Origin of the sequence: uncultured Campylobacter sp. (assembly GCF_938040115.1) — a bacterium.
Taxonomy (GTDB): domain Bacteria; phylum Campylobacterota; class Campylobacteria; order Campylobacterales; family Campylobacteraceae; genus Campylobacter_A.
In genome coordinates this window covers 1-10,744 of record NZ_CALHXD010000332.1, presented here as the reverse complement: position 1 = coordinate 10,744, position 10,744 = coordinate 1, and the positions used below count along the sequence as shown (strand labels likewise).

Below are 10,744 nucleotides of genomic sequence, written 5' to 3'. Positions count from 1 at the left end.
TTTGGCGAAAATATCTACTACACCAACTCCACGCAGCTGCCGGCAAATTTCACCGACGACGCGTTCGAGGCGCTCGATCTGCAAGACGAACTGCAAAGCTCCTACACGGGCGGCACGGTGCTGCACCTATACATGAAGGAGCGTATCAGCTCGGCCGAAGCGTGCAAAGACCTCGTGCGCGGCGTGATAAACAACTACAAGCTGCCATACATCACGATAACGCCGGTCTTTAGCGTCTGCGCCAAGCACGGCTACATCAGCGGCGAGCACGAATACTGCCCTAAATGCGACGAGGAGCTTTTGGCGGAGTTTAAAGCGCAAAATGGCGCGAAATAGCGTAAATTTAGGCGGCGAATTTAGCTTTTAAATTTGCCGCCGCTAGCTGTGCCGACGCATTTTTTAAAACCCATTAAACTCAATCAAATTTAAGCATTTTTAGGCAAAATACGCCGAAAATTTACGGAGCTTTTATGAAGAGACATTACGAGGTAGCCGTCGTAGGAGGCGGAATTTCGGGCTGCGCGCTATTTTATCAGCTCGCGCGCTACGCGGACGTAAAAAGCCTTGCGCTTTTTGAAAAATACGAAGACTTAGCGACGCTAAATTCGCGCGGAGAGTGTAACTCGCAGACGATCCACTGCGGCGATATAGAAACGAACTACGATTATGAAAAAGCCAAAAAAGTAAGCGTCGTGGCGCGCATGGTCGTAAAATACGCGCTGATGCACGGCTACGCGGGCGAGTTTATGTTCTCGCACCAAAGATGGTTCTAGGCGTAGGCGAGGAGGAGAGCGCGGCTTTGCGCGAGAGATTTAGTAAATTTCGCGAAATTTATCCGTATCTGCGGCTTTTTGAGAAAGACGAGCTAAAAGGCCTTGAGCCAAACGTCGTTTTAAACGCCGATAAAAGCGGCGATAGAAGCGAAGAGATCGTGGCGATGGGCGTGCAAAGCGGCGAATACACGACGATTGATTTCGGGCGCGCGGCTAAGAGCTTCGTAAAAAACGCCCGAGATGTCGCGTCTAAGGAAAACCGCGACGCGGACGTGTTTTTAAGCTGCGAGATAGAGCGGATCGTCCGCGCTAGCGATGGCTTTTGCCTCACGGCTAAAGACGGGCGCGAATTTAGCGCGAACTACGTCGTAGTCGATGCGGACGCGCATTCGCTGTTTTTGGCGCACAAGATGGGTTATGGGCTTGATTACAGCTGTTTGCCCGTTGCGGGGAGCTTTTATATGAGCGACAAACACCTGCTAAAGGGCAAGGTCTATATGGTGCAAAACCCAAAGCTGCCCTTTGCCGCGCTACACGGCGACGCCGATATCCTAGCGGACGGGCGCACGAGGTTCGGCCCCACCGCGCTAATGATGCCAAAGCTAGAGCGATACCGCGGAAGTGCAACGTTTTGGGACTTTTTAAAGACGCTGAGGTTTGACGGCAGGGTGGCTAGGTCGATGTTTGAGCTGCTTTGCGACAGCGAGATTAGAAATTATCTATTTAAAAATTTCGCCTACGAAATCCCCTGTATAAATCGCCGCCTATTCGTCAAAGCGGCGCGAAAGATAGTGCCTTCGCTAGCCTACGAAGACGTGAGCTGCGCGCGAAATTTCGGCGGAGTGCGCCCGCAGGTGCTGGATAAATCAAGCGGGCGTTTGATGCTGGGAGAAGCGGGCATAAACACCGATGAGGGCATTAGCTTTAACATGACGCCAAGCCCCGGAGCTACTAGCTGCATGGCTAACGCGCTTCGCGATGCGCGCGAGGTTTGTGCCTTTTTGGGAAGGAAATTTAACGAAGATAAATTTGCGGCCGAGCTTTTGGATTAGCCTAAATTTTTAGATAAATACAATAAGGCGAGCCGTAATCGATTTTATCGATTTATCGACCTACGGCTCGATGCATTATTTTAAAATTTCATACGCGCCGTAGGATGTTTGCCGAGTTTCTTTAAATTTCGGCGATGGATTAATGAAAGGACTATCTTTGCCGGAATCGCAAGCTTTTTTAACTAGTTTGAGTTTTTTGTCGTCGTCTTCGTATTGAAAAGCGGCTTTAAGGCAAGACTCCATATCGCCGTCATTGCATTCTTTTTCTGGCGTTTCAAATTTAGACGAGCCAAACGCAAAATCAGCCGTAAACGCCAACGCAAATAGCGTTTTTTCCTACATCCTTTAAATTTATCGCGAACTTTTGAAAGATGATGAAATTTATTTGGCGGCGGAGCATAAATTTTTACCCAGTATCGTCAGGCTCTCGATTTTGCCGCCCATATCGCAGACTTCGGGTAGCTCGCCCCAGCGCGTAAAGCCGAATTTTGCAAACAAATTTAGGCTTGCTGCGTTGCTGGAAAATATCAGCGCGACGATGTTTTTGATGCCAAATTCGGGCGCGCGCTCAAGCATAAAATTTACTAGCCGTCCGCCGAGCCCCTTGCCGCGAGCCCCAGGCGCGACATAGACGCTGATTTCGGCCGTGATGCGGTAATCCTCGCGCGGATGATAGTCGCTAGGGCTACCCCAGACTAAGATTTCGCCTTTTGGGTTTACGGCGCCTATCTTTTGCACGCCCAAATTTTTACCTTTCGAGTCAAATTTTCTCTCGCAATTAGCCTTAAATGTTTCGCCCTCTCCGCTTGTCAAATTTTCTCTCGCAAATCTCGCGCAGCACGTATATCGGGCGATTTGTCGCCTCGTGCATGTCAAACCACGCTTGGCGCTCCTCTATGCCCACGGGGTGCAGCGTGGCCGTGGCGTTTCGCTCTAAAACGCTTGCGTTACAAATGCGCGTGATGGCGGCTAGATCGGCCTTGATGGCGCGCGAGATTTCGTATTTTGCATCGGCGAGATTTTCTTGCACTTTGAATCCTTTTTAAATTTAGCCGATTTTACGCCAAATTTGATTAAAAACAGCAACAAAAACGTCAAATTTGTACGTCGATAAAGGCGCGGGTCTAGCAACCGCAAAAAGGTAAAATTTGCGTCCAAAGGCGAAATCGCCGCAAATTTGAGTTATAATCTCTTTTTAAATTTAACCTTGGATAAAGATTTGAAAATAGCGTTTTTTGACTCGGGTATCGGCGGGCTGAGCGTGCTTGCCGAGGCTCTGCGGCGGTTTAGCGGGGCGGAGTTTTTGTATTTTGCCGACGAGGATCACGTCCCCTACGGCACGAAAAGCAGGGCCGAGATCGTGCGGCTGAGCCTTGATGCGGTGGGGTTTTTGGTCGCGCACGGCGCGGACGCGGTTGTCGTTGCTTGCAACACCGCCACGAGCGCGGCTATCTCGGAGCTTCGCGGCGCATTTAGCGTGCCCGTCATCGGCATGGAGCCCGCCGTCAAGCTCGCTGCGGACAGCTTCGGCGCGCGCCCGACGCTGCTCATCGCCACGCCGCTAACGATCGCCGGCGAAAAGCTCGCGCGCCTCGTGGGGCGGCTAGAGTGCGAGACGTGGAGCCTGGCGTTACCGCGCCTCGTGGAGTTTGCGCAGGATTTGGAGTTTGACTCGCCTGCGGTTCGGGCGTATCTGCGGGAGGAACTAGCTAAATTTGAGCTTGAGCGCCTCGGTTCGCTCGTGCTTGGTTGCACGCATTTTAACTATTTCAAGGACGTTTTGCACGAAATTTTACCGCCTCACGTACGCATCATCGACGGCATCGACGGCACGCTAAACCGCCTTGCAAGCGAGCTGGGCGGAGGGTTAAAGCTTGCGTGCGGCGAGGATTTGCCCTCGCGGACAACTAAATTTAACGCGGACGGTGGCGTAGAATTCGATACGAATTCATCGGCGCATGGCGGTAAATTTGACGCGGAAGATCTAGACGCAGGCGGCGAGAGCGTAAAAGACAAGAGCAAGCAAGGCTCGGAAGGGCGCGGCGAGGGCGAGCAAGGCAAGGAAGGTGGCGACGAGCAGGGTGCAGAAAGATGCGACGAGAGCGGCGGCAAAATTTACTATCCAAACGGCAACAGCGTGGAGTATTTTTACTCGGGCAGGGCGCTAGATGCGGCGCAGCTGCGCAAGGTGGAACTGTTTTTAAAACGGCTTGATGCGATGCGGGAGATTGGTTAGCGATATATTTACGGCGTTTAACGGCGTAAATATACTATAAATTCGGCACTGGTCGTTAAATTTGGCTAGAACGGAAAAGAAAAAATCGTCCATGCGACGCCGCGAAAATCGGTACGGCCAAACAAGACGATCGCGTCAAATTTTCGCAGACGCAGCGACTTTTACGAGGAGTTTTTCGAAAAGCAAAATCGCATAAAGCAAATTTGACATGGACGTCGATCGTAAATTTAACGCCAACTATCGGCATGCGCGGGCAAATTCGACGCAAATTTATAAAATTACCAGCAAATTTGACGACCAAAAAAAGACTGAAGCAAAAATAAATTTGCCTTTTTTCGGAACAAATCATAAACTCGGCGGCAAATTTGAAATAATAGTTTAAATTTTTAAGATACGGCGGACGTTACCGGAGCTTGTTGCACTCCTCTATCCGCCTTACAAATCTACTTAACACCGACGCGACCACCTAAAGCGAGTAACCCAAAGCGCTTTAAAGAGCCGGCACGCAAGCCAAATTTTACTTTTTGGCTTGTAGATACACGGGCTCGAGCTTGGCTGCGACCTCGCGTAGATCGGCGATGCGGCTTTGGCTAGACGGGTGGGTGCTCAGTATCTCAGGCACGCTACCGCCGCTTTTTTGCGACATTTTGACCCAGACGTTTACTGCTTCTTTAGGATCGTAGCCCGCGCGCGCCATCAGCTCCGTGCCGATGTGGTCGGCCTCGCGCTCGTGCGAGCGAGAAAACGGTAGCGAGATGGTGTACTGAGCGGCCATATTTATGGCGCCGGTAGCTAGATCGCCCAGTCCCGCAGCCTGCGAAACGGCGAAAATGCCGACGTTTTTGAGCATATCCGTGCTGGCCTGCTCGCGGCTATGCTCACGCAGCGCGTGCGCGATCTCGTGCCCCATGACGGCGGCTAGCTCGCCGTTTGTGAGCGAGAGATTTTTGATGATGCCGCTATAAACGACGATACGGCCGCCGGGCATACACCACGCGTTTATCGTGTTTTCGTCGATTACGTTTACTTCCCATTTCCACTTGAGCGCATCCTCTCTAAACGCCCCGACCTGCGCGATCAGGCGTTTGGCGACGTCTTGCACTCTTTTGGTCATCACGGGATCGATGTTTAGCGCGCCTTTTTGACGCGCTCCGCTAAGAGTCTGCACGTAGGCTTTGGCTGCGGCTTCGTTCATCTCTTGTTCGCTGACTAGAAACATCTGGCGTCTGTTTTCGCCAAGCGCGCCGCCGCTAGTCGAGCTGGTGAAGCAGCCCGTCAGCATCGTCGCGGTAAACACGGCGAGCAAAATAATTTTCCTTATCGTCATCTTTCATCCTTTGCGAGATTTTGGCGATTATACCTCTAAAACAGCTATAAATTCGTAAATAGGCGTTTAAATTTGGCTTAACGGCGTCAAATTCGTAAAGAAACGGCGGGTAAATTTGCGTTTTTGAAATTTGACGGCGTAAATTTGAGCTCCGTTTGGGTGGGTTTAAACGGGTTCGCGTTTTGCGTATTCGGCTTAATTCGGCAAATTTTAGCGGCTCGGACGCAGCTACGCAAGCTCAAATTTAACCGCTGCTTGCAAGCCGTCAAATTTAAAAAACCGCGAGTTCGTTAAATTTGCCGAATTTACAGCCAAGCTAACCGTCAAATTTACGTCCGAAACGATAAATTTGAGCTGACGACGAAACATGACGGTTTTTACACGCTAAATTCCATTAGCTTTAAATATATCGCAAAGGCTGCGATCGTGATCGCCCAATAGGCGAATATATCAAGCCCCAGCCCCTCGTTATTCTCGTTTTTCGTGCCCTTGTAGCCGATGTTGGTTTCAAATTCTTTCAAACGCTTATGTATGGAGCGTAGCTCGGTGATGGTCGTCCAGTTTCTTATAAATATCGACAAGCTAGCGCGCACCTGAGAAAAGGCATTTACGACTTGCATCATCACGCCTAGGGTTATCGCGCCCGTCAGCACGCTAGGGCCTAGGGCTATGAGCGGAACGATGATCATGGCTTGGCTAAAGCTGTATTTCCAAACGTCGAAATATCCGTAGTGCAAAAAGAGCCTGCCGAAGTTAAATCTTATCTTTTGAAAAAGCTCTTCTAGCTTGCGCGTATCGCCGTAGTTTTGCTTGTCGTCCTCGGCGTAGACGAGCTCTTTTCTAAATGCGGCTTCGACTTTTTGGTTGTTGTACTCAAGGCCGGGCAGTTTGATACCCACAAACCACGAGATGATGAGGCCGCCTGCGCTTGTAGCCACCGCGATCCACACGAGCGAGCCGGCTACGTTCTCCATAAACGGCACTTTTACCTTTGCGCTAAGTGCCCAAAGGATGGGCACGAAGGCCACTAGCGTCATAACCGCATCAACCACCGTGGTACCCAGATCCTCGACGATCTTAGCAAAACGGTAGATATCCTCTTGGATACGTTGCGAGCTGCCTTCGATATCTTTTGGCGTCTTTTTCCAATAGTCGATGTAGCTAAAGGTCATCGCCTCTCGCCACCGAAGCGTCCAAACCCGCGTAAAATACGATATAGCCGTACCTAGTAGCACGAAAGGAAACGCTAGCGCGGCAAAAATCTCGATCTCCGTCCAAAAGTCCCCCACCGTGTGGTTTTTGACGTCTTGCAATATGTCGTAAAAGCCCTTGTACCACTCGTTTATCGCTACCGTTAGCTGCACCTGCGCGTAGGTAAGAGCTAGTATCAATATCACGCCCAGGTGCGCCCACTGCACCCATTTTTTGCTCGCGAAAAACGACGAAAACATCTATTTGCCTTTAAATTTGAGATTTAGTCGCAAAGTATAGCAAAACCAGGCTAAATTTATGCGCGTTAGATTACTGTTATGCGTATTACGTTAAAATCCGGCGAATTTTTTACAAAGGATGAAAATGAAAAAGACTATTTTGGGATTTGCGCTACTTATGGCGCTTGCGTCAGCGGCTCTGGGAGGCGAGACGATCGAAGTTTATAAAAGCCCGGACTGCGGTTGTTGCGGAAAGTGGGGCGAGATAATGAAAAAAAACGGCTTTGAAATCGTAGAACACAAAACGAACGCGATAATCGAAACGAAAAACAAATACGGCGTTCCGCCGGAGCTATCTAGCTGCCACACCGGTATAGTCGGAGGTTACGCTATCGAGGGGCACGTGCCGGCTGAAGAAATAAAGGCGCTTTTGAGCGCTAAACCCTCTGACGTCGTGGGCATCTCGGTACCCGGCATGCCGCTGGGAAGCCCCGGCATGGAGCAGGGCGGCATCGTCGAGGACTATGATGTGATCGCGTTTAAAAAGGACGGTACGAGCGAAATTTTCGCAAGCTATAAAAACGGCAAGAAGGTAAAATAATTTAGCGAGATCGGCGTAAAATTTACCAACGCCGTGGCCATCGTTTTACCGGGTTTTGCGGCGATTTTTACCGCGAGACTGTTTTTTAAATTTGAGTGCCGCATCTCGTCAAATTTAGCGCAAAATCAAGCTAAATTTAACCCCCGCCGCTGTATCATTAAAAATAAATTCGCAAAGGAGCGGGCGTGGCGAGACTAATTTTTATCCTGTTTATTTTGGGGTTTCTTGCGTGGCTTTATATGGGCGGCACGACTAAAACGGTGGCTGATTACAAAGGTATGAGCCGCGACGAGCTTGAGACTTTGTGCCTTGAGAAAAAAGACAAAAAGGCCTGCCAGAAAATAGCGATAGACTTCGTAAACGGTGCGAAGGCAAACGGCGGCAAACCGCAGTTTTAGGATTTTTGCATTTATAAATTCGGCGGGCAAATTTGACGGCGCAAGCTTGGCCTAAATTTTATAAATTTAACTGCTAGCATTTTTGCAGTGCGGGTCTTGGCGCGTCAAATTTGGACTCAAATTTAAATAAATTCCGCAAATTTGAGCCAAACGGCGCATAATATAAGCAATATTTGTATTACAAGTTTAGCGCGGAGCTTAAATTTGCACCCAAATTTAAGCCGAAAGCAAGGCACGCACGCGGCCAAAAGCGCCAAAACGCGGCAAAAATAGCCTCCGCGGCGCTCGCTCGCGCTAGAGGCGGCAAAAATGAGCTTTCAGTTTAAAATTCCCGATTTTTTGCTATAATCGCCGCATTTCATTTTAATTTTTTAAGGATTTTAATTGCACCCCAGTAGCGCCGACTCGCTTTTTATGATCGCTCTCGCGTTTTTCTTCGTATTTCTAAACGCTTTTTTCGTCTTATCAGAATTTTCCATCGTCAAAGTCCGTAAGAGCCGCCTAGAGGAGCTTGCTAAGGACAAAGTACCAAACGCGAAAACCGCGCTTGATATGTCAAACAACCTCGACACATACCTCTCCGCCACGCAGCTAGGCATCACGCTAAGCTCGCTGGCTCTTGGCTGGATCGGCGAGCCCGCGGTCGCTAGACTGATCGAGGAGCCGCTAAAAACATACTTTAATCTAAATGATATTTTAGTCCACACCGTCGCGTTTGCGATCGCGTTTACGCTGATCACGCTCATGCACGTGGTGCTAGGCGAGCTAGTGCCAAAGTCAGTCGCCATCGCAAAATCTGAAAAAGCAGTCCTTGCCATCGCGCGTCCATTGCACGTATTTTGGGTGGTTTTCTCGCCGCTTATCAAGACTTTTGATTTTCTAGCCGGCGTTTCGCTTAAAATTTTAGGCATCAAGCCCGCCAAAGATAGCGAGCTAGCCCACTCCGAAGAAGAGATAAAAATCATCGTGGGCGAGAGCCTAAAAGGCGGCGTTTTGGATAGCTTTGAAACCGAGATCATCAAAAATGCGGTCGACTTCTCCGACACGGTCGCCAAAGAGATCATGACTCCGCGCCGCGATATGGTCTGCATAAACAAGCAAAAAAGCTACGAAGAAAATATCAAAGTGATCTTTGACTCCAAATACACGCGTTATCCCTACATCGACGGTAGCAAGGACGCGATACTAGGCATGATTCATATCAGAGATATTTTGCAAATCGATTTGGGCAATAAAAAGCGCGAATTTGACAGCATCGTGCGAAAATTCGTCATTGTGCCCGAAAATCTCTCGATATCTAAAATCCTCGTGATGATGAACAAGCAGCAAATATCGGCCGCTCTCGTCGTGGACGAATACGGCGGCACGGCGGGGCTTCTTACGATGGAAGATATAATGGAAGAAATCCTAGGCGACTTTAACGACGAGCACGACGACGCCGACCCGCACTACAAAAAGATCAACGAAAATATCTACGAGTTTCAGGGGCGCTTTGACCTTGAAAGCGTCGAGGAGCTGATGGGGATAAGCTTTGCTGACGAGACCGAGGAGCTAACGATCGGCGGATACGTCTTTAATCTCATCGGTCGCTTGCCGGTCGTGGGCGACAAGATCGAGGACGAAAACTGCTACTACGAGGTGCGCAAGATGGACGGCGCTAGCATCTCTAGCGTCAAAGTGCGCAGAAAAATCGAAGAAAAAGAGGACGAGGACTGAGTAAATTTGCGCCTTGCTTTTGCGAGCGGTGCGTAAATTTGATTGTAAATTTGAGGGCGGATTTGGCTTTTGAAATTTTATGCGCGCAAGCGGCTTCTCAAATTTAACCGATCTAAATTTGAAAGACTCCGCCTTGTTCGTAAATCAGCTCAAATTTAAGCCGTTTCGTCAAATTTTAGCTTGCCGCATGTGCGCTAAATTTATCGCGGTTTGGCCAAGCCTTGCAGGATTGGCGTTAAATTTGCCTCGCTAAATTTGCGCCGATTTTTCTCTCAGACTCTCTCAAAATCCACAAATTTAATCTAACTTTTTAGCTTATTTTGATAAACTTCGCGAAATTTAATAAGAGATAAAAATTAAATTTTATATTTTGAAATTTATAAAACAAATTTAATACAGGAGGACAGATGAGAGTAGTTCAAGCGGAATTAATCTCCAAAACCGTCAGCGAGCTTTGCAAGAAGGCCTGTTACGTCGTAACGCCCGATATGAGAGCGGCTTTTGAAAAAGCTAGAGAAAACGAGAGCTCGCCGATAGGCAAAGACATCCTAGGCAAGGTACTCCAAAATGCCGATCTAGCCCAAAAGGGCATCGCGCCGATCTGCCAAGATACGGGCATGGCGGTCGTGTTCGTCGATATCGGACAGGACGTGCATATCGAGGGCGGATTTTTAGAAGACGCGATAAACGAGGGCGTAAAAGACGGCTACGTGGGCGGCTACCTGCGCAAATCAGTCGTAAACGACCCGATCTTTGAGCGTAAAAATACGACGAACAACACCCCTGCCGTCATAAATGTAAGGATAGTAAAGGGCGATAAAATCCATATAAAAGTGGCTCCAAAGGGCTTTGGTAGTGAGAACAAATCGGCTCTAAAGATGCTAGTACCAGCAGACGGCCTAGAGGGCGTGAAAAAGGTATTTTTAGACACCGTTAAGCTAGCTGGTCCAAACGCCTGCCCTCCGATGGTGATTGGTGTGGGCATAGGCGGCACGATGGATAAAGCCGCGCTAATGGCAAAATACGCAGCCGCTCGCGCCGCAGACAGCAAAAACCCGGATCCTAGATACGCCAAGCTAGAGGAGGAGCTACTAGAGCTCGCCTGCAAAACGGGCGTCGGACCGCAAGGTCTAGGCGGCGACACGACCGCGGTAAAAGTAAATATCGAGTGGTATCCGACCCACATCGCGGGCCTGCCGGTCGCTATCAAC

At 49.4% G+C, this 10,744-nt stretch carries 14 protein-coding genes and 1 pseudogene; 9 read left to right on the top strand and 6 right to left on the bottom strand.

The genetic code is table 11. From position 1 onward, the window contains the following. Positions 1 to 336, top strand: a 336-nt coding sequence (nrdD, locus tag Q0314_RS11180; protein ID WP_298059073.1) for an anaerobic ribonucleoside-triphosphate reductase, incomplete at its 5' end; no start/stop codon positions are given. Positions 337 to 470: 134 nt separating this feature from the next. Beyond that, positions 471 to 1,825 (top strand): annotated as a pseudogene (locus Q0314_RS11175) (FAD-dependent oxidoreductase). A gap of 75 nt (positions 1,826 to 1,900) precedes the next feature. On the opposite strand, the gene Q0314_RS11170 reads toward Q0314_RS11175, so the two are convergent. The 3 genes from Q0314_RS11170 to Q0314_RS11160 form a co-directional block, all read right to left on the bottom strand. After that, positions 1,901 to 2,143 carry a hypothetical protein gene (locus Q0314_RS11170; RefSeq protein ID WP_298059071.1) on the bottom strand — a complete coding sequence of 81 codons (243 nt, stop codon included), beginning with the start codon at positions 2,141 to 2,143 and terminating at the stop codon, positions 1,901 to 1,903. A gap of 63 nt (positions 2,144 to 2,206) precedes the next feature. Next, positions 2,207 to 2,563: a GNAT family N-acetyltransferase gene (locus Q0314_RS11165; protein ID WP_298059069.1), complete on the bottom strand. Its 357-nt coding sequence runs from the start codon at positions 2,561 to 2,563 to the stop codon at positions 2,207 to 2,209. Positions 2,564 to 2,609: 46 nt separating this feature from the next. Next, on the bottom strand, positions 2,610 to 2,855 hold the full coding sequence (locus Q0314_RS11160) for a hypothetical protein (RefSeq protein WP_298059067.1): 246 nt from the start codon (positions 2,853 to 2,855) through the stop codon (positions 2,610 to 2,612). Positions 2,856 to 3,002: 147 nt separating this feature from the next. Between Q0314_RS11160 and murI the strand changes: the two genes are divergently transcribed. Next, positions 3,003 to 4,061 carry a glutamate racemase gene (gene murI / locus Q0314_RS11155; protein ID WP_298059066.1) on the top strand — a complete coding sequence of 353 codons (1,059 nt, stop codon included), beginning with the start codon at positions 3,003 to 3,005 and terminating at the stop codon, positions 4,059 to 4,061. Between the two features lie 517 nt (positions 4,062 to 4,578). On the opposite strand, the gene Q0314_RS11150 is transcribed toward murI, so the two are convergent. The 3 genes from Q0314_RS11150 to Q0314_RS11140 all read right to left on the bottom strand — a co-directional run bounded on the left by Q0314_RS11150 (position 4,579) and on the right by Q0314_RS11140 (position 6,839). Continuing rightward, on the bottom strand, positions 4,579 to 5,388 hold the full coding sequence (locus Q0314_RS11150) for a M48 family metallopeptidase (protein WP_298059063.1): 810 nt from the start codon (positions 5,386 to 5,388) through the stop codon (positions 4,579 to 4,581). A gap of 228 nt (positions 5,389 to 5,616) precedes the next feature. Further along, entirely contained in the window at positions 5,617 to 5,757 is a 141-nt protein-coding gene (locus Q0314_RS11145) for a hypothetical protein (protein WP_002947000.1), read from the bottom strand. Positions 5,758 to 5,765: 8 nt separating this feature from the next. Then, entirely contained in the window at positions 5,766 to 6,839 is a 1,074-nt protein-coding gene (locus Q0314_RS11140) for a putative transporter (protein WP_298059059.1), read from the bottom strand. Between the two features lie 124 nt (positions 6,840 to 6,963). Here Q0314_RS11140 and Q0314_RS11135 point away from each other — a divergent pair, with 124 nt between their 5' ends. The 6 genes from Q0314_RS11135 to Q0314_RS11110 form a co-directional block, all read left to right on the top strand. Continuing rightward, positions 6,964 to 7,419, top strand: coding sequence for a DUF411 domain-containing protein (locus Q0314_RS11135; RefSeq protein ID WP_298059057.1), 456 nt, complete (start codon positions 6,964 to 6,966; stop codon positions 7,417 to 7,419). Positions 7,420 to 7,452: 33 nt separating this feature from the next. Continuing rightward, positions 7,453 to 7,617: a hypothetical protein gene (locus Q0314_RS11130; RefSeq protein ID WP_298059055.1), complete on the top strand. Its 165-nt coding sequence runs from the start codon at positions 7,453 to 7,455 to the stop codon at positions 7,615 to 7,617. Further along, complete coding sequence (locus Q0314_RS11125; RefSeq protein ID WP_298059054.1) at positions 7,605 to 7,817, top strand: hypothetical protein; 213 nt, start codon at positions 7,605 to 7,607, stop codon at positions 7,815 to 7,817. Before Q0314_RS11130 ends, Q0314_RS11125 begins: the two co-directional genes overlap by 13 nt. 384 nt (positions 7,818 to 8,201) lie before the next feature. Then, the gene (locus Q0314_RS11120) at positions 8,202 to 9,533 is read left to right on the top strand and encodes a hemolysin family protein (protein WP_298059053.1); all 1,332 of its coding nucleotides are present in this window, start codon (positions 8,202 to 8,204) and stop codon (positions 9,531 to 9,533) included. A 79-nt stretch (positions 9,534 to 9,612) separates the two neighbouring features. Beyond that, positions 9,613 to 9,786, top strand: a complete 174-nt coding sequence (locus tag Q0314_RS11115) for a hypothetical protein (RefSeq protein WP_298059051.1) — start codon at positions 9,613 to 9,615, stop codon at positions 9,784 to 9,786. A 154-nt stretch (positions 9,787 to 9,940) separates the two neighbouring features. Continuing rightward, on the top strand, positions 9,941 to 10,744 hold an 804-nt coding region (locus Q0314_RS11110), incomplete at its 3' end, for a fumarate hydratase (RefSeq protein WP_298059048.1).